Here is a 23,623-nt window from a genome sequence, read left to right on the forward strand (position 1 = left end):
GAACGACGGTATCCGCAAAGCCGGATTTGCGGTACTGTGTCACCGGAATGGCGGTTCAGAATCGCCCGGAATACTCAGGCAAGGAAGGTGATAAATTTGAATGAACTAAATATAGCAAAAACACTTGTTTTAAAACGTAAGGAAAAAGGAATCACCCAGGAAGAGATTGCGGCTTATATCGGAGTATCAAAAGCATCGGTATCGAAATGGGAAACAGGAGTTTCCCATAGTTAAAGATACCACACCCAATATGATGAACCCACGCTTATACACTACCAGCTATAATAAACCGCAAGGACAGCAATTTGAAACTGCTGTCCTTTCTTTTATAAAATTGCAGTACACAGAAAAAAGCTGTAAAATGATAAATATATTTGTCCTTGTAACAATTCTCGGACATTTGCCTGTTATACTATCTGCAAAAAGCAAAGGAAGTGAGGATATGAAGCAGATTTTAATTGTCGAGGACGACAGTTTTTTGAATAAGATGTTGGCTTATAACCTGACCGCAGACGGCTACGGCGTGACCTCTGCCCTAAATGCCAGAACCGCAGTTGAAGCCATCCGCCAGCGGGAATTTGATCTGGTGCTGCTGGACATCAACCTGCCGGACGGGAATGGTTTTGAGCTGTGCAAGCTGATAAAGCCCCAGCACCCGGACACCATTGTAATTTTCCTGACCGCCAACGATCAGGAGAGCGACCAGATACGGGGCTATGAGGTGGGCGCGGTGGACTACATCACAAAGCCCTTTGTGATCGGGGCCTTGCAGCGGAAAATCAAAGCCATGTTCGCCATGTTGGAACACCACAAACCAGCCAAGGACATTTACGACGACGGGCGGCTGTTTCTGGACTTCTCGGAGCAGACGGCTTCCTTAAACGGCAAGCCCCTGACCCTATCCCCGATGGAGTACAAAATGCTGAACCTGTTCCGTAAAAATCCCCGGCAAGTGCTGACCCGTGGGCAGCTTTTGGAAAAGCTGTGGGATATAGACGAGAAGTTTGTGGACGAACACACCCTGACAACCTCCATCAGCCGGATTCGCAGCAAGATTGAATCCGATGGCGGCGTACCCTACATCAAGACCGTTTACGGCATGGGCTATCAATGGACGGGAGGCGAGGCAAAATGAAGTTTAAGACCCTCTCGGTAAAGCGGCTGTTTGGCCGGGTGGCAATAGGGCTTGTCCTCTCCATGTCCGGGATCACCATAGCCCTGTTTTTTGTGACAAAACAGACGGCGGTGCTGCTGACGGGCGGGGCGCTGCTGCTGTGCGCCCTTGTGGGGATTTTTGTACTGACGCAGGCGTTTGGAAAGCGGCTGTCGCAGTTTACCGCTGACCTGTGCCAGACCTTAGACCACATGATCGCCGGAAATGAAGCACCCCAGCGGCCAGAGGACAGCGAAACCCAGCTTGCCAGAATCGGACACCGGCTGGCAAGGCTTTACCAGATCATGCAGGAGAACCGCCGCCGGGTGGACGAGGAACGGCAGGAGTTACAGACCCTTGTATCGGATATTTCCCATCAGGTGAAAACGCCGGTAAGCAATCTGAAAATGGCGACGGACACCCTGCTGGAAAAGCCCATGACCGAGGTGGAGCGCACCGACTTTATCCGGGGAATCCGCAGCCAGACGGATAAGCTGGACTTTCTCTTTCAGGCCCTTGTGAAAACCTCCCGTCTGGAAACAGGCGTGATCCAGTTGGACAAGAAACCGGGTCGCCTCTTTGATACCGTGGCGCAGGCCATGAGTGGGATCGTGTATGCAGCGGAGAAAAAGGAAATCGCCGTGTCCGTGGACTGCCCGGAGGATTTGACCTTTTCCCATGACAGCAAGTGGACATCCGAAGCCCTCTTTAACCTGCTGGACAATGCGGTGAAGTACACCCCGGCAGGCGGGAAAATCGCTGTGTCGGTGGTGTTGTGGGAAATGTATGTGGAGATCAAAGTGACCGACACCGGCAAGGGCATTTCCGAAAGCAATCAGGCCGCCATCTTCCGGCGCTTCTATCGTGAGGAAGAAGTACACGAACAGCAGGGCGTGGGCATTGGCCTGTATCTGGCTCGCGAGATCGTAACGCGACAGGGCGGCTATATCAAAGTGGTTTCGGAGCCGGGCAAGGGTTCAGAATTTTCCATTATGCTGCCGACAAAATAGAACGCGGCGGACGGCCATTTCCGGCTGCCCGCCGTAAATTTTTTTGAAATGTCCGAGCGTTGTAACATTTCACCCCGATTTTCAATGAATTTTTTTGGCCGCTGTAACATTTCGCGGACATTTGGGTTTTAGAATAGCCTTATCAATGGGCAGAAAGCCTTGAAAGGAGTTTTGAGTATGAGCATTTTACAAATCGTAGATTTGAAAAAAGATTATGGAGAAGAACCAAATATCACCCATGCGCTGAAAGGGATTCAATTTGAAGTGGACAAGGGAGAATTTGTCGGTATAATGGGAGCTTCCGGCTCTGGAAAGACCACTCTTTTGAATTGTATTTCCACCATCGACACCGCGACAGATGGGCATATTTATTTAGACGGCAAGGACATTCTGGAAATCAGGGAAAAGGATATTGCGCGGTTCCGGCGTGAATCACTGGGATTTATCTTTCAGGATTTTAACCTGCTGGACACCCTGACGATTGAAGAAAATATTGCACTGGCATTGACGATCAATAAAGTTTCTGCAAATAAAATCGACAGCCAGATTCAGCAGATCGCCGCAAAGCTGAATATCACAGATATTTTGAACAAATATCCCTATCAGGTTTCAGGCGGACAGAAACAGCGATGTGCCTGTGCAAGGGCAATTATCAATCATCCCAAACTGATATTAGCTGACGAACCGACCGGGGCACTGGACAGCCATTCTTCCCAAATGCTGCTGTCTACCATACAGGAAATGAACGAGCAGATGGACGCCACTATTTTGATGGTAACGCATGACGCTTTTTCGGCCAGCTATGCAAACCGTATTTTGTTTTTGCGGGACGGTGAAATTTATAAAGAAATTATGAAAGGTTCTTCTTCCCGAAAAGAGTTTTTCGAGCAGATTTTAGAGGTACTGAATACGCTGGGAGGTGGGGTGAATGATGTACGCTAAATTAGCTTTACGGAATGTGAAACGGTCTGCAAAGGACTATTTAATCTATGTTATTACTCTGATTTTATCGGTAGGGCTTTTTTATGGGTTCATGTCTATTGCAAGCCCTTATTATAATGAATCATTGCCTGTTAAAATCAATCTGGAAATATTAAATAAAGCCATGCGAATAGCAGTTCCCATAGTCGCCTTATTGGTGGTTTTTCTAATTTCCTATGTCAATACCTATATGCTCCGAAGAAAGCAGAAAGAGTTTGCTGTCCAGACAATTATTGGGATGGAACAAAGAACAGTTGCATTTATTTTTTTCGTGGAAACCATGATTATGGGGGCAATTTCTATCATTTTCGGAATATTACTCGGAATCGGATTGTCTCAAATTGTTGGTTATATTGTTGTGCAGTCTTTTGGGGTTGAGTGGCAACCATATTTGTCTTTATTTCCAGATACAATACTTTTTACTCTATTGTTTTTTGGTGCGATTTTTATTGTAATGGGGATTAGAAACATTCGCACAGTACGACAATTAAAAATAATTGATATGCTCCATAATAGCCAGCGAGGAAATGAAAAATTTACTTTATACCATCAACTTTCCAGATGGATTGTGATAGCAGTCATAGCTTCAATCGCTGTTTTGGGAATGATGTTCGCACTCATAATGAAAGTGTCAATTCAACCGCATATTCTTTGGCAATTCATTGCATTGGTAATAGTAGCTACTCTTTCGATAGTGGCTGCAATCTGGTTTTTCATAGAATGTAGGCATGGAAAATCTGGCAGCATACCATTACTATTTTTAACAATTCCATGCTTTATTCAAGGAATTATACTTTTGATATTAAATCAGGTTTTTGAAAGCCTTGTTCGACAGGGCTTAGCTATTCAAGCTTATTATACAATGCCACCCGTTTTAGCGATTGTGCTTCTTGCATTTTCAATCCTCGCCCTATTTTCAAATATGTCGTGGATATTGACAACGACCATAAAAAAGCCATCTGACTTTTACTATCAGAACTTGTTTGTCCTTGGACAGATTAAAAGCAAAATGGCAAGTTCCGCAAAGACAATGGGAGTAATTAGTTGTATTTTGATTCTCTCTATTGTGCTGATGGCTTGGCTCCCGGTCAACGCTATTCGTGCCAGTGAGTATCAGAAAATCACCTCTCCTTTTGATGTTCAGGTTCTTACAACTTATTCAGCTTCATCCTTGGAGGAGCTGCCAAAAACCACTTTAGACTATGACTATATTACAAAGTATCTGAATGAAAACGGTTATCCACTTTCTAAAGCTGCTACTGGACAACTGTATCTTTTACAAGCTGATGATATAGATAAAACTGTTAAAAATGCGCCTTTGCTTGCAATCTCTGTTGACAGTTATAATCAAATGCGTGCTTTGTCTGATCTGCCTGAAATTACACTTGATTCAGATGAATATGGAATTGCATGGAGTTTTGATACCTTGCCAGAAACAATTACACAGTTTAATCAAGAAGTGTCCTCTATTCATGCTGGAAATTCAACATTACACAAAAAATCTGGTGCGGATTATCAAGACCCAACAGGAATGGTGTTATTTACAAGCCGTATGCAGGCTGTGTACATCATACCTGATGAAATATGCAATAATCTTTTGATGGCAACTTCCTTTTATGCGGGCAATACAGAAAAGCCGCTGGCATATGATTTCGCTGAAAGATTCGATCAGGAAATGTGGAAGTATCAATTTAACCTTGGAGTTTTTTCAGAAAACCAGCTTTATGTACGATTAGGAACTCTGCAAGATAATGAGGGAATCTCTAATGCTTTGTTATTGCGGCTGGTAGGGGCATATGCTGCGTTGGTGCTTATTATAATCTGCTTCACAATTTTGTCCGTACAGCAACTTACAGATACGATTGAACAGAAAAAGCGATTTCAAATTATATCAAAGCTGGGAGTAAATAAATCAGATTGTGGGCGGTATATTCGTCAACAAATGATCTTTAAATTTGGTTTGCCGGTAATGGTATCTTTGATTTTCAGCATTGGAACACTTGCCTTTTTAACGCTTACTGGATATGAGGAATATATCGTTTATATTTCTCTAAATGAAATGCTTGCAATTTTTGCTGTTGTTTATGCAGCCTTTATCGGAATCTTAATCAGTTATTTTGTATCGACTTATTACTTGTTCAAAAAGCACATGGCACTATCTTAAAAGTTGATTTACAGAATCTATCGCGGCGGATGGCCATTTCCGGCTGCCCGCCGTAAATTTTTTTGAAATGTCCGAGCGTTGTAACATTTCACCCCGATTTTCAATGAAATTTTTTGGCCGCTGTAACATTTCGCGGACATTTGGGTTTTACAATACCCTTATCAGCAAAAGCAAGGAGGCGACGCAATGGAACTGACCCCGACCTTGATTTTGAATCTGGCGCTGCTGATCGTCCCGCCCGTTGCCCTTGTGCTGGTGTTCCGGCAATGGCTGGCCCGGCATATCCGCTGGACGGTTGCATTGACTGCTCTCTGTGATGTTCTCCTGTTTTGGGATGAACTGTTCTACTATGAGAGCTTCGGCCTGTTCGCTGTGCTGATTCTGGTACAGTTGGCGGCCACCGGCGCAGCAGCGTTCCACATTTACAACAAACAAAGAAAGGATTGAATTTTATGAGCATTTTACAGACGATCGACCTGAAAAAGTATTACGGCACAGAGCCAAACATCACCCGCGCCCTTGACGGCGTGAACTTCTCCGTGGAGGACGGCGAGTTTGTGGCCGTTGTGGGAACCTCCGGCAGCGGCAAGTCTACCCTGCTTCACATGATGGGCGGGCTGGACACCCCTACTTCCGGCAATGTGATTGTCCGGGACAAAGAGCTGTCAAAAATGAATGACGAACAGCTCACCATCTTCCGCCGCCGCAACATCGGCTTTATCTTCCAGAACTATAACCTTGTTCCCATCCTGAATGTGTATGAGAACATTGTCCTGCCGGTGGAGTTGGACGGGGACACGGTGGATCAGAAGTTTTTGGACGAAATTGTTCACCTACTGGGGCTGGAAGATAAACTGAAAAATATGCCGAACAATCTATCCGGCGGACAGCAGCAGCGTGTGGCTATCGCCCGCGCCTTGATTACCAAACCGGCTATCGTGCTGGCGGACGAACCGACCGGCAATCTTGACAGCAAGACCAGCACTGAGGTGCTGGGGCTTATCAAGCGCACCAGTGCGGAGTTCCGGCAAACCGTTGTGATGATTACCCACAACAACGATATTGCCCGTCTTGCAGATCGGATTGTCCGCATTGAGGACGGCAAAATTGTGGAATAAGTAGGGGTGGCAGACTATGACATGGCCTTTTGAAAATGATACCAGTAACATTGAAAAGAAACTGGCAAAGCGCAGTTTGCACCATGAACGGCAGCGTAATTTATTTGCAATCATTGCTCTTGTGCTAACTGCATTTATGATAACTGCGACATTCAGTATTGGTTTTAGTTACTTTGAAACCTACCAAATGCAACAAATTCGGTTAATGGGAACTACCGCTGATGTCGGAATCACAAATGTAACAGAAAATCAGTTGGTTGACATTTCAAAATCAAACCTTGTCCTTGACGTAGGTATACAGCAGCGTTTAGGCAGTGTTGATACAGAGCAACTGCAAAATGCGAGATTAGGTATAGTTTGGATAGATGATACCGAGTGGGAACACCACCGTCTTCCTACTATATCAGGTGTTGTAGGAAATTACCCATCAAGTAAAAACGAAATTATGCTACCTACATGGGTGCTTGAACAGATGGGCATTTCTGATCCGCAAATAGGGATGGAGATTGTGTTGTCGTACCAAATTGGCGATAGCTATAATTATGTCTCAGACACCTTTTTGCTGTCGGGCTACTATACGGACTACATTCCAATGCGCACAAATAATCGTGGTTATGTTTATGTTTCATCCGCTTTTAAGGATAGCTTAAATGTATCACTGGATAATAGTGTTACGGCAATGATCCGTTTTCAAGGCAATGATAATGCTGACAAAAACTGTGAAAGATTGCGGCGTGAGATTGACTTTACAGAAGGGCAAACATTTGAAATTGCACCATTAGAACAGGCAAATGGTGGAACTATTATTTTAGCTGTAATAATTTTAGCAGTTTTTATATCCTTTAGCGGCTATCTGCTGATTTATAATATTCTTTATGTCTCTGTCGTAAAAGATGTGCAATTCTATGGCCGTCTTAAAACGATTGGAACGACCCAAAGGCAGATAAAAAGAATTATCTATAAGCAGGCAATCAGAATCTCTTGTATTGGTATTCCGATTGGTCTGTTACTTGGTGCGGTTGTTTCCTTTGGCATTGTTCCTTACTTCCTGAATATGATGTATTCAACAAATTCTGATGTGGGAACAAAAGTATCTTTTTCGCCGTTTATTTTCATAGGATCGGCCATATTTACGTTCATTACCGTTATGATTGCAAGCATGAAGCCCGCCAAAATTGCCGGAAGTGTTTCACCAATAGCAGCACTCCAATATACAGCAGCCAGCACAAAGAGCAGCGCCAGAAATTGTAGCAAAATGAAGTTGTCCAGAATGGCATGGAACAATGTCTTTCGTAATGCTAAGAGTACAACCCTTGTTTTTGCATCGCTTTTTTTCGGCCTTTCCTTGTTCCTTGTCGTCACAGGGCTATTACATGGTTTAAGCCCGGAGAATTATGTGAGCCAATGGGGAGTAAGCGATTTTGCACTCACATATAGTATCCACGAAAGAGAAGATTTAATTTCCAGCGAAATGGTTTCAGAGATTGGTCAGCTTGACGGCATTGAGAATTTGAGGTTGACCTATGCACCTTATCCTCAAGTAGCAGCAGATGTTGTATATGACGATGCTGTATTTCACGAGTTTCTTGCGTCATTAGACGGAGTAAACGGCATTGATTTTTCTGATCCGGCAAAATTAGAAAATTATCAGCAAAACTTTTTTAGCGGGGTTTTTGGAATTGACAGTGCATATTTGGAAGAAATCAATAAAACCTTAAACTTGCCTATTGACACGTCTGCCTTTGAACAAGGAAAGGTTGTGCTGCTGTCCAAAACAGTAGAAGGCCTTATTCAGCCGGGGCAGGAAATAACAATCCAGACGCAGAACGGACAGCATTCCTTTATTGTAGCGAACGGTTATTTGAATGAAGGGTTTCGAGCAGGAGGAGACAATGAGAGAGGGACGGCTCCTGATTTGTATATTAGTCAAACAGCTTTGAAAGAACTCTTTCCGCAATATAGAGTGTTCCGCGTGGCCTTTGATACGGATGGTCAACATGACGAAAGTATACTGCAAGAATTAAAGCAAATCACCGCATCACAAGCTAACATTGATATTATATCCCGATATGAACGGCGAGAAGAAATGCAGGAATATCTCATTACAGCAAAGGTTTTAGGAACAGGGTTGTCCGTGATCCTGCTGCTTGTTGGTGTCATGAACTTTGTCAATACAATGGTTGTCAATGTAAATACTCGGCGCTATGAATTAGCTGTTCTTGAAAGCATTGGAATGACAAAGCGACAAATCAAACGAATGCTATTTATGGAAGGTTTCTATTATTGGGGCGTTTCCCTTTCCCTTGCAGTCACCATTGGAACAGCAATCTTCATCTTGCTATATATGGTTTTTAGTAAAGTGGCCTATTATGCTGTTTTCTCCTATCCATTTATCCCACTGGTGCTGGTGTCTGGACTGGTGTTGCTAATCTGCCTTATTGTGCCTATATGGGTCTACAAAACTGACGTTAACCTTCCAGTTGTGGAACGATTGCGGTTGACAGAGTGAGTTTTATCAAATAGCAAAACATCCTTAGATCAATCATATCGAAGCGGAGCAGATTTTAGCTGCTCCGCTTCTTTAGTATTTTTCAAAAAATTCTTTTGAAATGTCCGAGCTTTGTAACAATTCAGCCTGTTTTTCTGTCGAAATCAAAGGCACCTCGGACATTTATAGTTCTTCCAAAAGTTTGATGATAATATTACCATTCATGGAAGAAGCAATCTGTTATTGCAATAATGCGAAATTGACGATAGAAAGTTTTTCATATCTCGGTCAGCTCAACAATTACATTACTTTGCAGATACAGCCAGTCCGTAAATTCTTTCGGGCTGGCTGTTCCTGTTTTTACAGCCTTTTTTCTCTGCAAGGCTTCTTTCTTAAAGTCGGAAAAGGCAACCTGTATTTTTTCCAGACGGTCAGCCGGAAAGCCTGCGGTATTTTTTACTCGGTTTATTTTGTTGCGCCAGTTCTGGCATTCATTTTTATAAAGCAGGTCATAGTTGTTTTCTCTTGCCCTCTCGTCAAATTCCCGCTTGTTTTGAAGCGCCTGTACTTTTCGGCACTTGTCGCTGCACAGCTCATACCGCTGGCTCTTTGCCAGAAAATATTTCCCGCAGACCTTGCACTGCCGGAAGCAAAGCCCCCAGTCATTCAGCCTGTTCAGATAATAGGTAATCAAGGGGTAGAGGGACGCATAGGCAGACACACATTCTTCTGTGCGCCGGTTGTCCGGGAACCAGAGGTCAAGCCGGGTATCTTCTGACGGTGCGCCTTTGAAATAAAGGCTGCCAGTTTGAAAATGTTTCGGTTTTCCTGTTTCTCTGTCAAAGCTCATGGTTTCGTTATGGAATACCCCGGTCAGGCTGCTCATTTTATCCATGAAGCGGTCACAGGCAGCGTTACGGTCACGGGGTTCTCTGGCAAGCAGATAGCTGTTCCAGATACGGAACGCCACATACATTTTCAGAGGGTCATTGCTAAGATATTTCTCCCAAAGAAATTTGCTTGCCGCCTGCTCCAGCTCCGGCTGTTTCCATCGGTTGGAGTGGAGGGCTTGCCGCAGCGGAGAAAGCCCGTATAAGTTCCAATCTCTGTCCGTGTCACGCTCAAAGTTTATCAAAAAAGCTCCCAGCGGGCGTGTCATATCACAAAGCACCTCTGCGTTTTGGCTCCCGTTCAGCCGGAAGCGGATCTGCTGTTCTTCCCCAATCAAAATCCGCTCTTTCATTTTCTTCCTGTCCAGCGTCAGGACAAACAAAATCCTCTCAAAACATGGCTCATACCGTATAAACTGATTCTCCATCCCTATCCCCTGCCTTTGTCTATGGTAATTATATAATTTAGTCATATCCGTTACACTCATGGTATCGCAGAAGCATTGTTTTGTCAAGGATAGTCCGCTATGATGATTGCAGTTGGTAATTTCGTACCACACAGTACCTTGACAAGTGAATGACCGTCCAAAAGGGATATGACCGGCAGGAGAAGTGACGCATCCGGCGCACCAATGCAGGGAAACACCGCAGGAATGGGGCAGGAAAACGGCTTTTGGGGAGAACGGCAGCAGGAAGCATTTTAACCTATTTGATTTATGGGAGGAACAGAATGAACGATAAAAAGAGATTGAACAGCTACGAGGATTTACCTCTGGTTCTGGATGTGGCGGACATCCAGCGGATTATGGGAATTTCAAGAGCGAGCGCCTATGAGCTGGTACACACCCCCAGCTTTCCGGCGTTCCGCAGGGGCAGGCTTATCAAGGTCAGCAAAATTGCTTTCTTTGAATGGATGGCAAAAGGCTCTGAAACCGTACCGGGAAGCGACAAATAAGCGTGAGGTATTATCCCCTGACTGCAATACCGCCGCACTTTCCAAAGGGGCATACAGAGGGAAAAACCTTAAAAATGATACCGAAACGCTACGCCAAAACAGCCTATCTGCGTACATCAGATAGAAACGGAGGAAGGAGCCGGTTATGGCAAGAATGAGCAACAAGCGGCGGCTGGAATGGTCTTTCTTCTTAAATGACCGCAGCCGTATCACTTACAACGAACTGTGCCGGAAATGCCAGCACGAATGTAAACAGAGCTTCCGGGCGGTTGTGGTTGACTGCTCGAAGTATCTTTCCAAGCGTTCCAAGAAAAAGGACAAAACTGCCGGAAACGGCAAAATCCCTTAGGAACTAAGGGCGCACTTCTATACATAGTCTAAAGACCATGTATCGTGCGTCCTGCGGAGCTTACCTCTGCCGCTGATAAAATCAGCAATCCGAGGTCTGCGTTCGCTTCGCTCCGACAAGGTGGCTACATCCCCTTGCGCCGCTCAAGCGGCTATCCCCTGTGTACCCGCCGCAAAGAGAAATCCGCTCTGCGGTTTTCCCTTTTCATCGGGTTTTATAGAAGCACTGACACACAGACTGTCTGCGGATGGTCTTTCTTTATCTTATAAGCAAAGGATGTGAGAACATGGAAAAATCTTTGGAACAGTTAAAGCAGGAATATGAAAAAACCGCTGTCCTGCTGGAACGGGAAAAACGGAAAATGCAGCGTTTGAAAAACCGGCAGGCGTATCTGGAAAGCGGTTCCCGGAAACAGAGGACGCATCGGCTGATTACCCGTGGGGCAGCCGTTGAGAGCATTGCGCCACAGACAAAGGAGCTATCCGAAGCGGAATTTTATTCCCTCATGGAAAGCATTTTGAATCTGCCGCAGGCGGAGCATTTCATCCGGTCTGCCGCAGAGAACCACGCCCGTATTTCCGGGCAGGAGAAAGGCGGTGACTAAGGATAGCACTTTATCATTTTTCAATCGCACAGATAAAGCGCAGCGCCGGTCAGAGCGCCATTGCCAGCGCAGCCTACCGAGCCGGGGATCGCCTTTACAGCAGCTACTATGGAGAAGTCAGCGACTACACCAAAAAGGGCGGCGTGATCGCTTCGGAAATCATGCTGCCGCCCCATGCGCCGGAAATATATCTTGACCGGGCGACCCTCTGGAATGCTGTGGAGAGCTGCGAGAAACATCCAAAAGCACAGCTTGCCTATTCCTTTGATATTGCCATGCAGAATGAATTGACGCTGGAAGAAAACATGGAACTGGCGAGGAAGTTCGTGCAGGAGCAGTTTGTGGCAAAAGGCATGATTGCCGATCTTGCTTTTCACAGCCCGGAGAAAGAGGACGGCGGTATCCCTAACCCGCATTTCCATGTGATGACAACCATGCGCCCTTTGAACCCGGATGGCACATGGGGACAAAAACAGCGGCGGGAATATCTTCTTGATGAAGATGGAAACCGAATCCGGGATAAAAATGGCGATTATATGTTTAATGCTGTCCACACAACAGACTGGCACGAGCCGGAAACACTGGAACACTGGCGGGAGCAGTGGGCGGCTGCCGTTAATACAAAATTTGAGGAAAAAGGACTGGATGTGCGTATCGACCACCGTTCCTATGTGCGGCAGGGGCTTGACCTGATACCTACTGTCCACGAGGGAGCTAATGTCCGGCAGATGGAAGCAAAGGGCATCCGCACCGAGAAAGGGGAACTGAACCGCTGGATTAAAGCCACCAACCGGCTCATGCAGGATGTGAGGAAGAAGATCAAAGCCCTGTTTGTCTGGATGGCAGAGGTAAAAGAAGAACTTTCCAAACCACAGACACCGAACCTTGCCGACCTGCTGATCGCTTATTACAACCAGCGCAACGCAGGGGCATGGAGCAATAAAGCCAGAACCGGAAACTTAAAGCAGTTTGCCGAAGCCGTCAATTATCTGACGGAAAACAAGCTGCTCACATTAGAGGATTTGCAGGAGCGTCTTTCCTCTGTCAGTGAAGAATTTGAAGCATTAAGCGGCTCCATGAAAAAGAAATCTGCCAGGATAAAGGAATTGCAGGAATTGATACGGGAGGGCGAGAATTACCAGCGGCTAAAACCTGTCCATACGGAATTGAACAATATCAAGTTTAAGAAACAGAGGGAGAAATTTGAAACATCCCACGATGCGGAGTTACGGCTGTTTTATGCCGCCCGCCGTATTCTGAAAGAAAAACTGGACGGAAAACCCATTGCCCTGAAAGCATGGAAACAGGAATACGCACAGTTAAAAACAGAGTATGCCGAACTGTCTCCGCAGCACAAGCCACTCCGGGAGGAAGTCATACGGCTGCGGCAGGTGCAGAACGCCGTAGATACCGCACTGCGCCGGAGGGAGCAGCCACAGGAAGTACAGAGAAAGAAACATGAGATGGAGCTATGATATAACCGGCAGCTTTACCGCTACCGGTATTTTTACGGAGGGAGCATTTGAATGTATTTGAAGCGGTGAAACAGTCTGTTACCACACGGCAGGCTGCTTCATTCTATGGAATCCGGGTGGGGAGAAACGGCATGGTCTGCTGTCCATTCCACAATGACCGCACGCCCAGCATGAAAGTGGACAGCCGCTTTTACTGCTTCGGCTGCGGGGCTTCCGGGGATGTGATCGACTTGGCCGCTTTGCTGCATGGATTGGGGAAACGGGAAGCTGCGGTCAGGCTTGCGGAGGACTTCGGCGTTTCCTATGAGAAATCCGGCAATGCGCCGCCAGATAGGAAGCGTCACAACAGGTCACAGCCCCGACAAAAATCAGCGGAGCAGAGATTTCAGGAAACGGAACGGTATTGTTTCCGGGTGCTATGCGATTATCTGCGCCTGCTGGAGCATTGGAAAACAGCACACGCCCCACAGCCGCAGGATGCCATCTGGCATCCTCTTTTTGTGGAAGCGTTGCAGAGGATAAGCTACACAGAATACCTTTTGGATATTTTGTTATACGGAGAAATAGAAGAAAAAGCGGCATTGATCGCCGCACGGGGAAAGGAGGTGTTGCGGCTTGAACAGCGAATTTCAGAGCTTGCCGCCGGAAACGCAGGAAGCGGTCAAAAGGACGATGGACACAATGGAACCGGCGCAGACACCGGCAGAAATCCGGGAAACATTAGAGGGGACGCAGAAAGGCGGCGTGAAGAACAGCATCCGAAACTGCCTGACGGTGTTCCAGCGTGACCCTCTGTTTCGCGGGGCGCTGCGCCTGAACCTTTTGACGGAGCAGATTGACATTGTGAAGCCGCTGGGCTGGGAGCGCACCAGTACCACGCTGACCGACATGGACATGAACTACCTGCTTTTGTATCTGGAAGAAAATTACGGGCTTACCAGCGAGAAAAAGGTGCAGAGCGCCATCAAGATTGTTGCCAATGAAAACCGCTACCATCCAGTCAGGGATTACCTGAACAGCCTGCAATGGGACGGCACAGAGCGCATCCGTTACGCCCTGCATCACTTTCTGGGAGCCGATACGGACGAATACACCTATGAAGCCTTGAAACTGTTCCTGATGGGAGCCATCCGGCGGGTATTCAGACCGGGGAGCAAGTTTGAGGTCATGCTCTGTCTGGTTGGTGGTCAGGGAGCCGGGAAATCTACCTTTTTCCGGCTGCTGGCAGGCAGGGACGAATGGTTTTCAGACGATTTGAAAAAGCTGGACGATGAAAATGTGTACCGCAAGCTGCAAGGGCATTGGATTATCGAGATGTCGGAGATGATTGCCACAGCCAACGCCAAGAGTATTGAGGAAATCAAGTCATTCTTAAGCCGCCAGAAAGAAACCTACAAAGTGCCGTATGAGACACATCCGGCAGACCGGCTGCGGCAATGTGTATTTGGAGGGACGACCAACCGGCAGGACTTTTTGCCCCGTGATCGCACCGGCAACCGGCGCTTTCTCCCCGTGACGGTGTACCCGGAACGGGCGGAGGTTCACATACTGGACGATGAAGCGGCGGCGAGGGCGTATATCGAACAGATGTGGGCGGAAGCCATGACGGTTTATCGCAGTGGGAAGTATAAGCTGTCATTCAGCATGGAAATGAACCGATACCTGAACGCCCACCAGCAGGACTTTATGCAGGAAGACACACAGGCCGGCATGATCTACGCCTATTTGGAGGACTACACCGGCGACAGGGTATGTTCCAAGCAGCTTTATGAGGAAGCGCTGGGGAACTTAAATTCCCCGGCAGACTGGGAGACACGGGCAATCTGCGAGATTATGAATACCGGCATTGCGGGCGGCATCATACAGGGCTGGGTAGCCTACAAAAGCCCGAAGCGGTATAAGAAATACGGTTCTCAAAAAGGCTGGGAGCGTGTCAACCAAGCTCCGCCGGAGGGGGACGGTTTTCAGGAAATCACGGAAGAAGAAGCCCGGCAAATGGAACTTCCATTCTGAAAAGCCACCGGTTGACAGTTTGGTTGACGCTTTGGTTGACAGCCGGTTGACGGGGAAAAGCCTGATATTTGGGGCATTTCTCTCCTTTGTCAACCATGTCAACCAAGAAATCAAAGAAAAAGTAAAAAGTAATAATAGAGCGCCTATGGATTGTTTTCAAAGTCTTTTCTGCCGGTTGACACAGTTTGGTTGACATGGAGACAGTCTGCGGCTGTACACCTGCCTGACATTCCCTTGTCGGGCATATTTCATTTATGGAGGTAACTGCCTATGGCAAAAAGCAAAAACGAGAGCAATAACAAAAACAGCGGCACCCTGCTTACCGAAAAAGACGGCACCCAGTATTTTGTCATGGGGAAAGTCCGTATCAAAGTATCGGAGCATTTCGCACAGGATGGGAAGCCGCTTGACAGTCTGCTGGAAGATGTGATCCAGCACGCTGCCGCCGCTTCCTGAAAAAATACGGAATAACGACTGTCAATCAGCCCACGCTTATGATATACTTGTACCAGCGAGTATTGTATAAGCGTGGGTTGTTTCTTTTAGAAGGAGGATTTTTAACCGTGAAACAACCATACAATACAACGATTTATAACACTGCACTATATTTGAGATTGAGCCGTGACGATGAATTACAGGGGGAAAGCGGCAGTATCCAGACCCAGCGCATGATGCTTAGACAGTATGCCGCAGAGCATGGGCTGACCGTTGTAGACGAGTACATTGACGACGGATGGAGTGGGACAAATTTCGAGCGTCCAAGTTTCCAAAGGATGATTGATGACATCGAAGACGGGAAAATCAACTGCGTTGTCACAAAGGACTTATCCCGTCTGGGAAGAAACTATATCCTGACCGGTCAGTACACGGAAATCTATTTCCCCAGCAAGGGAGTACGCTACATTGCCATCAATGACAATGTGGACACCATCAACGGAGAAAGCGAGCTTGCACCGTTCTTAAACATCCTGAATGAAATGCACGCCCGACAGACCAGCAAAAAGGTCAAGGCTGCCATGCACACAAGATTTGCCAATGGCGCACACTATGGAGCCTATGCACCGCTGGGCTATGTAAAAGACCCGGACAAAAAAGGTCATCTTCTGATCGACCCGGAAACACGCTGGATTGTAGAGAAGATTTTTGACCTTGCTGTACACGGGCGTGGAGCCGCCAGCATTACACGGATTCTGGTGGAGGAAAAAGTACCTACCCCCGGCTGGCTGAACTATGAAAGATACGGGACTTTCGCCAATATCTACGCCGGTGCGCCCGCAGAAAAAGCCTATGCGTGGACGATAGCACAGGTCAAGAGCATTTTGAAAGAGGAAACCTACATCGGTCACAGCATTCACAACAAGCAGAGCAACATTTCATTCAAGAACAAGAAAAAGGTGCGGAAGCCGCAGGAAGAATGGTATCGTGTGGAAAATACCCACGAAGCCATCATTTCTGAAGAAGTGTTCCAAAAAGTTCAGGAGCTGATTGCAAGCAGACGCAGGAAACGCAGAAACGGTACGACACAGATTTTCGCAGGATTGATAAAATGTGCAGACTGCGGATGGTCTTTAGCCTATGGGGAAAACAAGCAGAATAAGAACCCATACGGGTACTACCATTGCAGCAAGAACGGGCAGGGATTACGCCAGTGTTCCATGCACTATATCCGCTATGATGTACTGTATGCCTATGTGCTTGCAAGACTGCAATACTGGTCTATGCTGGCACAGAAAGACGAGGACAAGCTGCTGAAACGCCTGCTCAATGCCAGCGACAGGGAAAGAAACTCTGCGAAGAAAAAGCAGGCTGCGGAGCTGAAAAAGGCAGAGAAGCGTAAAGCCGAGGTTGACGGGCTGTTTGCTAAAATGTATGAGGACTGGTCTGCCGGACGCATAACCGAGTATAACTTCAATATGCTGTCCGAGAAGTACCAGAACGAGCAAAAGGAGCTTGAAACAAAAATAAGACAGCTTCACGAAACGATGGAAGCCGCCGTACAGACCGCAGCGGATGCTGAAAAGTGGATTGCCCTGATGAAACAGTATGTCAACCCTGTGGAGCTGACCGCCGAACTTCTGAACACTCTAATTGAAAAAATAACCGTCCACGAAGCTGTCAAGGGCGAGGACGGAAGCCGTGAGCAGGAAGTAGAAATCTACTACCGCTTCATCGGCAAAATCGACTGACCTTTCTTTTTTACCCAACAATATCTTTAATTAAGGGAGACGGGACAAAGTTATCCTGATATTACGTTTCTCCCGCAGCTTGCTTCGTATTTTAATATTACAGTTGATGAGCTTATCAATTATCAGCCGCAGATGACAAAAGAAGACATACAAAAACTGTATCTGCGGTTATCCAATGATTTTGCTCAAAAACCATTCGATCAAGTGATGGACGAAATTCGAGAAATCAGAAAAAAATACTTTTCATGTTTTCCTCTGCTTTTTCAAATCGGTGCATTGTTGCTGAATCACTATATGTTGGCAAAGGGAAGCCAGCAGCAGGAAATTCTCCGCGAAGCGATTGATCTGTTTTCACGAATAAAAACAGAAAGCGATAATTTAACATTGTGCAGGAAGAGCAATGTAATGGAAGCTACCTGCTATATCATTTTGGAAGAACCTGTTAAAACCATTGAATTACTCGCAGACGCAAAAACGCCTGTGCTGAATGAAAATCATATTTTGTCAATGGGGTATTCTATGAGTGGTAAGCCGGATAAGGCTAAAGAGATATTACAAATTGAGATATACCAAAATTTCTTAAACATCATGCAAAGTCTTACTACGCTTTTACAGCTTGAGATAGCAGATGCACAAGCCTCGAAAAATATCATTGACCGGATTAATTGTCTTTCTGAAACTTTTCATGCACCGGAGTTACATCCTGCCACAATGCTTTCTGCATATTTAAACGTGGCTGCGGTTTTTGCCTTGCAAAATGACACCGACAACGCACTGGCGGCATTACAACAGTATTGTGATTTAGCAGTAGGAATATCTTATCCAATATCACTTCACGGCGATCGTTTTTTTGACAGAATTGATGAGTGGTTGGCAGAGCTTGATTTAGGTGTTCATGCACCGCGGGATGATAAAACAGTCAGGCAAGGCATCATTGACGGTGTTGCGAAGAATCCGGTCTTTTCGGTACTGGCTGATCATGTAAAGTATCGGCATATTGTCGAAAAACTTACATCTGTGTTAGGAGGATAGCGTTATGGATGTTTTAGTAGAATATCTTCCTTTTTTGATTCCTTTGATCATAATTGAATGGATTCTTGCAATAACAGCACTGATACACGTTTTGAGGCATCCACATTACAAGTTCGGCAATAAGCCTGTCTGGATTGTTGTTGTATTGTTTGTACAGATCATCGGGCCGATTGTCTATTTTGTTTTTGGCAGAGGTGAAGAATGAGTATTTTAGAAATTGAGAATCTCAGTAAAAAATTTGGCGGGCACAATGTTATCAATAACCTTAGCCTTTCCGTGCCTGAAAATACAATTTATGGATTTTTGGGACAAAACGGTGCGGGAAAAACAACAACAATGAAAATGATATTAGGTCTGCTGAAACCAACAAGCGGTAAAATATCGGTATGCGGAGAAGAGGTAACATACGGCGAAACCAAAACCAATCGTTATATTGGGTTCCTGCCCGATGTTCCTGAGTTTTACGGTTATATGAAACCCAAAGAATATCTGGCACTTTGCGGTGAGATTACAGGGCTGGATCGAAAAGCAGTAAAAGCAAAGTCAGAAGAGCTTCTGTCACTGGTAGGGCTTGAGAAAGCGAACAAGCGTATCGGGGGCTTTTCCCGTGGGATGAAGCAACGGCTTGGAATTGCACAGGCCCTGTTATCGGAACCGAAACTGTTGATCTGCGATGAACCGACTTCCGCACTTGACCCGATTGGACGAAAGGAAATTCTTGACATACTGCTCTCAGTTAAAGGAAAAACGACCGTTGTTTTTTCAACACATATCCTGTCTGATGTAGAACGGATCTGTGATCACGTTGCAGTTTTGAACAATGGCAGTTTAGTGTTAAATGGGACCCTTTCTCAGTTAAAACAAAACCATCGTCTTGACACACTGCAGATCGAATTCCGTTCGCCGGAAGATTTGCAACGTTTTGCTGGGAATGAATGTGTTGGTATGCTTTTTCAAAATGCGGAGTGTACAGATTGCACGGTGATATTGAGGTCAAAGAATATCGATGAGGCAGCAGGACAGATTTACGATGCTATTTATAAAACAAAAATCTATCCGGTAAAGGTCGAAATTTTAGAGCCTACGTTAGAAAATCTGTTTCTGGAGGTGGTGAAGTGAGAGCGTTCATTGCCATGGCGAAAAAAGAATTTCTTGAAAGTATAAGAACATATAAATTGCTTATTGTTGCTACAGTTTTTTTACTTTTCGGTATGCTGAATCCGATTACGGCAAAAATTATGCCGAAACTTCTTTCGTCGTTTATGCCGGAAGGAATGACGATTACTCTTGGTGAACCGCATACCGTTGATTCATGGATACAGTTTTATAAAAACATGTCAACACAGCTTATTCTTTTTGTCATTGTTTTTAGCGGTATCGTGTCAAATGAACTTACCAAAGGAACACTGATCAATATGCTGACCAAGGGGCTGCCGCGAAAAACGGTCATACTCTCAAAGTTTACAGCAATCATTTCCATATGGACAGTGAGCTATCTGATATGTTTTGTAATAACGTTGGTTTACACAATGTATTTACTGCCGGGAGAATTACCAAATATAATTTTTGCTGCATGTTGTATGTGGTTATTTGGCGTACTGGAAATTTCAATGATGCTTCTTGGAGGGGCTCTGTCTGGCAGTATTTATGGATCCCTTCTTTTAGCAGGCGGTTTTGCAGGGGTGCTTATGCTTGCGAATATTTTTCCGAAGCTTGAAGAGTACAATCCATACTTACTGTCAACAGGATGTGTGTCTTTACTTACATCAGAGAGGGTTCCATTGGATTTTTATGTTTCTATCATTGTAACGCTTGCTTTCATTTTATTGATTATGATAAGCAGTATCTGTTCTTTTAACAAAAAACAGATATAGCAGCGATGCTGCATATGAGGAGGGACACAAGGCGTATTGGGCTTTGTGTCCCTCCTGCTCTTTTATTATAAATCCACTCTTAATGTACGTTTTGGTTGCCTTTTGCATTAAAACATGACATGCTATTGTCATAGATCGTAGTTATACTGAATGCAAAGGAGATGATGGAAATGAAGATAGATCGACTGATTGGAATTTTATCCATCCTTCTTCAGAAGGATAAGGTGACTGCTCCTTATCTGGCAGAAAAGTTTGAGGTATCCAGACGGACGATCAACCGGGATATTGAGGATTTGTGCAAGGCCGGTATCCCGTTGGTAACGACCCAGGGTGTAAACGGTGGAATCTCCATTATGGAAGGATATAAAATAGACAGTACGCTGCTGACCTCCACCGATATGCAGGCGATTCTTGCAGGTCTTCGCAGTCTGGACAGTGTAAGTGGTACAAACCGGTATATGCAGCTGATGGAAAAGCTGTCTGCTGGTGCCTCTGATTTTATGCCGGGCGGACAGCATATTTTGATTGATCTTTCTTCCTGGAGCAAAACCGCTTTGTCACCAAAGATAGAACTGATTCATGGGGCAATTGAGTGCGAAAGGTGTGTCAGCTTCCATTATTATGCCCCGAAGGGAGAAAGTGAACGGCTCATTGAGCCCTATTATCTGATTTTTCGCTGGGCCAGCTGGTATGTCTGGGGATATTGTCGGGAAAGAAAAGATTACCGATTATTTAAACTGAACCGGATGACAGAACTGCAGATGGAGGAACCTTTTGAAAAACAGGCAGCACCACTGCCGGATCTGTCCAATGAAACAGTGTTTCCGCACACCTATTTGGTAAAAGCATTGATTGTACCGGAATATCGGTGGCGGTTGATAGAAGAATACGGACCTGGTTGTTTTACTCAGCAGGTAGATGGAAAACTGTTATTTTCTTTTGGATTTACCGATGAGGATGCGATCCTTGGCTGGATTTTATCTTTTCAAGGCGGTGCAGAGCTTTTGGAGCCGGCGTTCCTCCGGAAAAAATTGAGTTCCTTTGGACAAGAACTGCAAAAACAATATGCAGATTCATGACAAACAGTTGTCCTGTTTGGTTTGATAGAATGAAAATACCAAACGGAAAGGAGCATTTAACATGAATTATGAAATCGTAAATTTACAAGAAAAAGTGGTGGTAGGAATTGTTGCCCGTACCAATAATCATGCACCCGATGTGGGAGCGGTGATCGGAGATCTATGGCGTCAGTTTTACACAGATGGAATCTATGAGAGGATACAGGATAAGACGGATGGAAAAGCCATTGGGCTTTATACGGACTATGCCGGAGATGCAGATGACGACTATACGATAATGGTTTGTTATGCAGTAGAACATCAGCCGGAACATCCCCGGTATGAGACTCGCAGAATTCCAGCAGGACCGTATGCGAAATTTGTGATCCAATGCGATATGCGTACATCGTCTGAAGAGATTTCAAAAGCCTGGCAGGAAATCTGGAAAATGGATCTCCCGAGAGCATATCTCTGTGATTTTGAAGAGTATCAAAATGACGATATGGAACATGCAGAAATTCATTTCTACATCGGATTAAAGAATGCGCTTCCGGAACAGAAACCAAAGAGAGGGAGGAAAAAAGAATGACGGCGTTTGATTATAAAAAAGAGTATAAGGAATTTTATCTTCCGCCCAGGAAACCACAGATTGTGGAAGTTCCTGAGATGAACTTCCTGGCGGTGAGAGGAATGGGGGATCCTAATGAAGAAGAAGGAGATTATAAGGCGGCAATCGGATTGCTGTATAGTATTGCTTACACCATCAAAATGAGTAAGATGGGCAAACACAGGATAGAAGGATACTTTGATTATGTGGTCCCGCCACTGGAGGGATTCTGGTGGCAGGACGGAGTGCAAGGTGTTGATTACACACGGAAAGATCAATTTCAGTGGATTTCTCTTATCCGCCTTCCGGAGTTCGTTACCAGGGAGGAGTTTGATTGGGCCATACAAGAAGCAAGTGTGAAAAAGCAGATGGATTTTTCAAAAGTGGAATTTTTTACTTACCATGAGGGGTTATGCGTCCAGTGTATGCATATCGGTCCGTATGATAATGAGCCGGTGACGGTCCGGGAGATGGAGCGGTATGCCAAAGAACAAGGCTATGAACTGGATTTTTCCGATCAAAGATATCACCATGAGATTTATCTCAGTGATGTGCGTAAGTGTAAGCCGGAAAACTTAAAAACGGTTATCCGACAGCCGATTAAATAAGGTGAAAAGAAAAAGCACTGTACCCATAAGGAAGTAGTTCTATTTATGCAGGGCGGCATGGCCGAAAGGCTGTGCGGTTCTGCATTTTTCTGCTTGTCAAAGATTCTTTGCGTAAGTATTTTAGGTGTGTAAAGGTAAGTTGCTGGCTTTTTTGAACCATGAGCTCGATAATGAATCCAGAAGGAAGTAACAAAATGAACATCGGTGCAAAGATTATCGAAATAAGAAAACAGAGAAACATGACACAGGAAGATTTTGCAAAAATTTTCCATGTAACAAGACAAACGGTTTCTAATTGGGAAAATGAAAAAAGTTATCCTGATTTACAAACGCTTGTTCAAATCAGCAATGAATTTGATGTGTCGCTCGACACGATGTTAAAGGAGGATATGCTCATGGTAAAAAGAATGGATCACTTTAAGATTTACAAAAAAGCCTTTATAGGTTTAATAACGTGCATTTTAACTGTCGGAGTTTTTGCCGGGATCTATATAGGTGTATGTAAAATGCAACACAATCGTATGTATGACAAAGTGGAGAATGCCGGTTTTACAAAAGAATTAAACGAGGAGTTTATCGAAAGGTATCAAGGATATTATGCCTTGACAGAGAACGATGTTGATTATCTCGTAGAACCGAAAAGCATCGGCAAATATGAATTGGACACTGGTAATTTTGTGCTGACTGCCCGCAAAGGTGACAGGGACATTACTATAAATATTGATGAGAATAAAAACATATATTTGGCGTTATATCCGGGAGAGATCGAAATAGACGAAAATGGTAATGTGATGAATTCATCGAAAAAGTTAACCGATGTGCAAAAAGAACATATGGACAATTTATTGAACAATCGAAAAGAAGAAATCCTCCCAATTATTAACAGGGCATTGGAATTGTGGGAGATTCTATCAATTAATAAAAATCCTTTTATTGAAGGGGCAGATAGAAAATAGATGAGAGATTCTCTACAATCTATGATATAATTCATCAGGAAAGTATCAGATTCAGAGCGGAAAAAGAGCAGTCCTGAGTAAAGCGGAACTGCTCTGAATGTG

At 45.1% G+C, this 23,623-nt stretch carries 24 protein-coding genes and 1 pseudogene; 24 read left to right on the forward strand and 1 reads right to left on the reverse strand.

Translation table 11 applies throughout. The annotated features are described in order from the left end of the window. Positions 1 to 96 precede the first annotated feature (96 nt). The 8 genes and pseudogenes from FGQ85_RS15600 to FGQ85_RS15635 all read left to right on the forward strand — a co-directional run. Positions 97 to 228, forward strand: a pseudogene (locus tag FGQ85_RS15600) (helix-turn-helix transcriptional regulator); the annotation flags it as partial. Between the two features lie 214 nt (positions 229 to 442). Beyond that, positions 443 to 1,135 carry a response regulator transcription factor gene (locus FGQ85_RS15605; protein ID WP_009244710.1) on the forward strand — a complete coding sequence of 231 codons (693 nt, stop codon included), beginning with the start codon at positions 443 to 445 and terminating at the stop codon, positions 1,133 to 1,135. Further along, on the forward strand, positions 1,132 to 2,163 hold the full coding sequence (locus FGQ85_RS15610) for a HAMP domain-containing sensor histidine kinase (protein ID WP_009244709.1): 1,032 nt from the start codon (positions 1,132 to 1,134) through the stop codon (positions 2,161 to 2,163). Before FGQ85_RS15605 ends, FGQ85_RS15610 begins: the two co-directional genes overlap by 4 nt. 177 nt (positions 2,164 to 2,340) lie before the next feature. Beyond that, positions 2,341 to 3,105, forward strand: a complete 765-nt coding sequence (locus FGQ85_RS15615) for an ABC transporter ATP-binding protein (RefSeq protein ID WP_009244708.1) — start codon at positions 2,341 to 2,343, stop codon at positions 3,103 to 3,105. Next, positions 3,092 to 5,308 (forward strand): ABC transporter permease, encoded by a 2,217-nt coding sequence (locus tag FGQ85_RS15620; RefSeq protein ID WP_009244707.1) that lies wholly within the window; start codon positions 3,092 to 3,094, stop codon positions 5,306 to 5,308. Before FGQ85_RS15615 ends, FGQ85_RS15620 begins: the two co-directional genes overlap by 14 nt. 186 nt (positions 5,309 to 5,494) lie before the next feature. Continuing rightward, positions 5,495 to 5,755, forward strand: coding sequence for a hypothetical protein (locus FGQ85_RS15625; RefSeq protein ID WP_009244706.1), 261 nt, complete (start codon positions 5,495 to 5,497; stop codon positions 5,753 to 5,755). Positions 5,756 to 5,760: 5 nt separating this feature from the next. Next, entirely contained in the window at positions 5,761 to 6,426 is a 666-nt protein-coding gene (locus FGQ85_RS15630; RefSeq protein WP_138373913.1) for an ABC transporter ATP-binding protein, read from the forward strand. A gap of 16 nt (positions 6,427 to 6,442) precedes the next feature. Further along, on the forward strand, positions 6,443 to 8,935 hold the full coding sequence (locus tag FGQ85_RS15635) for an ABC transporter permease (protein ID WP_138373914.1): 2,493 nt from the start codon (positions 6,443 to 6,445) through the stop codon (positions 8,933 to 8,935). A 256-nt stretch (positions 8,936 to 9,191) separates the two neighbouring features. Here FGQ85_RS15635 and FGQ85_RS15640 read toward each other — a convergent pair whose 3' ends face one another. After that, the gene (locus FGQ85_RS15640; RefSeq protein ID WP_138373915.1) at positions 9,192 to 10,232 is read right to left on the reverse strand and encodes a hypothetical protein; all 1,041 of its coding nucleotides are present in this window, start codon (positions 10,230 to 10,232) and stop codon (positions 9,192 to 9,194) included. A 302-nt stretch (positions 10,233 to 10,534) separates the two neighbouring features. Between FGQ85_RS15640 and FGQ85_RS15645 the strand changes: the two genes are divergently transcribed. The 16 genes from FGQ85_RS15645 (at position 10,535) to FGQ85_RS18940 (ending at position 23,521) form a co-directional block, all read left to right on the forward strand. Continuing rightward, positions 10,535 to 10,759 carry a helix-turn-helix domain-containing protein gene (locus FGQ85_RS15645; protein WP_110104245.1) on the forward strand — a complete coding sequence of 75 codons (225 nt, stop codon included), beginning with the start codon at positions 10,535 to 10,537 and terminating at the stop codon, positions 10,757 to 10,759. Between the two features lie 145 nt (positions 10,760 to 10,904). After that, complete coding sequence (locus tag FGQ85_RS15650) at positions 10,905 to 11,108, forward strand: hypothetical protein (protein ID WP_138373916.1); 204 nt, start codon at positions 10,905 to 10,907, stop codon at positions 11,106 to 11,108. A 286-nt stretch (positions 11,109 to 11,394) separates the two neighbouring features. Beyond that, positions 11,395 to 11,712: a DUF3847 domain-containing protein gene (locus FGQ85_RS15655; protein WP_171027995.1), complete on the forward strand. Its 318-nt coding sequence runs from the start codon at positions 11,395 to 11,397 to the stop codon at positions 11,710 to 11,712. 2 nt (positions 11,713 to 11,714) lie between these two features. Beyond that, complete coding sequence (gene mobQ, locus FGQ85_RS15660) at positions 11,715 to 13,187, forward strand: MobQ family relaxase (protein WP_138373918.1); 1,473 nt, start codon at positions 11,715 to 11,717, stop codon at positions 13,185 to 13,187. 47 nt (positions 13,188 to 13,234) lie between these two features. After that, positions 13,235 to 13,975 carry a CHC2 zinc finger domain-containing protein gene (locus tag FGQ85_RS15665; protein WP_138373919.1) on the forward strand — a complete coding sequence of 247 codons (741 nt, stop codon included), beginning with the start codon at positions 13,235 to 13,237 and terminating at the stop codon, positions 13,973 to 13,975. Continuing rightward, positions 13,860 to 15,200 (forward strand): virulence-associated E family protein, encoded by a 1,341-nt coding sequence (locus FGQ85_RS15670; protein WP_009321442.1) that lies wholly within the window; start codon positions 13,860 to 13,862, stop codon positions 15,198 to 15,200. The genes FGQ85_RS15665 and FGQ85_RS15670 overlap by 116 nt, the downstream gene beginning before the upstream one ends. Positions 15,201 to 15,470: 270 nt before the next feature. After that, a complete protein-coding gene (locus tag FGQ85_RS15675) occupies positions 15,471 to 15,656 on the forward strand; it encodes a hypothetical protein (RefSeq protein WP_004849804.1) in 186 nt (61 codons plus the stop codon). 107 nt (positions 15,657 to 15,763) lie between these two features. After that, complete coding sequence (locus FGQ85_RS15680; RefSeq protein ID WP_008791695.1) at positions 15,764 to 17,386, forward strand: recombinase family protein; 1,623 nt, start codon at positions 15,764 to 15,766, stop codon at positions 17,384 to 17,386. Positions 17,387 to 17,518: 132 nt separating this feature from the next. After that, the gene (locus FGQ85_RS15685) at positions 17,519 to 18,418 is read left to right on the forward strand and encodes an XRE family transcriptional regulator (RefSeq protein ID WP_138373920.1); all 900 of its coding nucleotides are present in this window, start codon (positions 17,519 to 17,521) and stop codon (positions 18,416 to 18,418) included. 4 nt (positions 18,419 to 18,422) lie between these two features. Further along, positions 18,423 to 18,623: a PLD nuclease N-terminal domain-containing protein gene (locus tag FGQ85_RS15690; RefSeq protein ID WP_087252830.1), complete on the forward strand. Its 201-nt coding sequence runs from the start codon at positions 18,423 to 18,425 to the stop codon at positions 18,621 to 18,623. After that, positions 18,620 to 19,537 carry an ABC transporter ATP-binding protein gene (locus FGQ85_RS15695; protein ID WP_138373921.1) on the forward strand — a complete coding sequence of 306 codons (918 nt, stop codon included), beginning with the start codon at positions 18,620 to 18,622 and terminating at the stop codon, positions 19,535 to 19,537. Before FGQ85_RS15690 ends, FGQ85_RS15695 begins: the two co-directional genes overlap by 4 nt. After that, entirely contained in the window at positions 19,534 to 20,292 is a 759-nt protein-coding gene (locus FGQ85_RS15700) for an ABC transporter permease (RefSeq protein ID WP_138373922.1), read from the forward strand. Before FGQ85_RS15695 ends, FGQ85_RS15700 begins: the two co-directional genes overlap by 4 nt. Before the next feature lie 170 nt (positions 20,293 to 20,462). Further along, complete coding sequence (locus tag FGQ85_RS15705) at positions 20,463 to 21,371, forward strand: YafY family protein (protein WP_118635847.1); 909 nt, start codon at positions 20,463 to 20,465, stop codon at positions 21,369 to 21,371. Positions 21,372 to 21,432: 61 nt separating this feature from the next. Continuing rightward, positions 21,433 to 21,939: a GyrI-like domain-containing protein gene (locus FGQ85_RS15710; RefSeq protein WP_087168414.1), complete on the forward strand. Its 507-nt coding sequence runs from the start codon at positions 21,433 to 21,435 to the stop codon at positions 21,937 to 21,939. Next, complete coding sequence (locus FGQ85_RS15715; RefSeq protein ID WP_087168413.1) at positions 21,936 to 22,565, forward strand: GyrI-like domain-containing protein; 630 nt, start codon at positions 21,936 to 21,938, stop codon at positions 22,563 to 22,565. The genes FGQ85_RS15710 and FGQ85_RS15715 overlap by 4 nt, the downstream gene beginning before the upstream one ends. A gap of 194 nt (positions 22,566 to 22,759) precedes the next feature. Further along, positions 22,760 to 23,521, forward strand: a complete 762-nt coding sequence (locus tag FGQ85_RS18940) for a helix-turn-helix transcriptional regulator (protein WP_243128588.1) — start codon at positions 22,760 to 22,762, stop codon at positions 23,519 to 23,521. Positions 23,522 to 23,623 lie beyond the last annotated feature (102 nt).

The organism is Pseudoflavonifractor sp. BSD2780061688st1 E11, assembly GCF_005844125.1.
Lineage (GTDB): Bacteria > Bacillota > Clostridia > Lachnospirales > Lachnospiraceae > Sellimonas > Sellimonas catena.

What these genes read in the sequence shown, in the direction of transcription:
- FGQ85_RS15615 (WP_009244708.1), top strand. Translation starts at nt 2,341, where the DNA reads ATGAGCATTTTACAAATCGTAGATTTGAAAAAAGATTATGGAGAAGAA.
- FGQ85_RS15705 (WP_118635847.1), top strand. Translation starts at nt 20,463, where the DNA reads ATGAAGATAGATCGACTGATTGGAATTTTATCCATCCTTCTTCAGAAG.
- FGQ85_RS18940 (WP_243128588.1), top strand. Translation starts at nt 22,760, where the DNA reads ATGAACATCGGTGCAAAGATTATCGAAATAAGAAAACAGAGAAACATG.
- FGQ85_RS15605 (WP_009244710.1), top strand. Translation starts at nt 443, where the DNA reads ATGAAGCAGATTTTAATTGTCGAGGACGACAGTTTTTTGAATAAGATG.
- FGQ85_RS15625 (WP_009244706.1), top strand. Translation starts at nt 5,495, where the DNA reads ATGGAACTGACCCCGACCTTGATTTTGAATCTGGCGCTGCTGATCGTC.
- FGQ85_RS15690 (WP_087252830.1), top strand. Translation starts at nt 18,423, where the DNA reads ATGGATGTTTTAGTAGAATATCTTCCTTTTTTGATTCCTTTGATCATA.
- FGQ85_RS15710 (WP_087168414.1), top strand. Translation starts at nt 21,433, where the DNA reads ATGAATTATGAAATCGTAAATTTACAAGAAAAAGTGGTGGTAGGAATT.
- FGQ85_RS15695 (WP_138373921.1), top strand. Translation starts at nt 18,620, where the DNA reads ATGAGTATTTTAGAAATTGAGAATCTCAGTAAAAAATTTGGCGGGCAC.
- FGQ85_RS15640 (WP_138373915.1), bottom strand. Translation starts at nt 10,232, where the DNA reads ATGGAGAATCAGTTTATACGGTATGAGCCATGTTTTGAGAGGATTTTG.
- FGQ85_RS15715 (WP_087168413.1), top strand. Translation starts at nt 21,936, where the DNA reads ATGACGGCGTTTGATTATAAAAAAGAGTATAAGGAATTTTATCTTCCG.
- FGQ85_RS15655 (WP_171027995.1), top strand. Translation starts at nt 11,395, where the DNA reads ATGGAAAAATCTTTGGAACAGTTAAAGCAGGAATATGAAAAAACCGCT.
- FGQ85_RS15620 (WP_009244707.1), top strand. Translation starts at nt 3,092, where the DNA reads ATGATGTACGCTAAATTAGCTTTACGGAATGTGAAACGGTCTGCAAAG.
- FGQ85_RS15685 (WP_138373920.1), top strand. Translation starts at nt 17,519, where the DNA reads ATGACAAAAGAAGACATACAAAAACTGTATCTGCGGTTATCCAATGAT.
- FGQ85_RS15610 (WP_009244709.1), top strand. Translation starts at nt 1,132, where the DNA reads ATGAAGTTTAAGACCCTCTCGGTAAAGCGGCTGTTTGGCCGGGTGGCA.
- FGQ85_RS15670 (WP_009321442.1), top strand. Translation starts at nt 13,860, where the DNA reads ATGGACACAATGGAACCGGCGCAGACACCGGCAGAAATCCGGGAAACA.
- FGQ85_RS15650 (WP_138373916.1), top strand. Translation starts at nt 10,905, where the DNA reads ATGGCAAGAATGAGCAACAAGCGGCGGCTGGAATGGTCTTTCTTCTTA.
- FGQ85_RS15630 (WP_138373913.1), top strand. Translation starts at nt 5,761, where the DNA reads ATGAGCATTTTACAGACGATCGACCTGAAAAAGTATTACGGCACAGAG.
- FGQ85_RS15635 (WP_138373914.1), top strand. Translation starts at nt 6,443, where the DNA reads ATGACATGGCCTTTTGAAAATGATACCAGTAACATTGAAAAGAAACTG.
- FGQ85_RS15645 (WP_110104245.1), top strand. Translation starts at nt 10,535, where the DNA reads ATGAACGATAAAAAGAGATTGAACAGCTACGAGGATTTACCTCTGGTT.
- FGQ85_RS15675 (WP_004849804.1), top strand. Translation starts at nt 15,471, where the DNA reads ATGGCAAAAAGCAAAAACGAGAGCAATAACAAAAACAGCGGCACCCTG.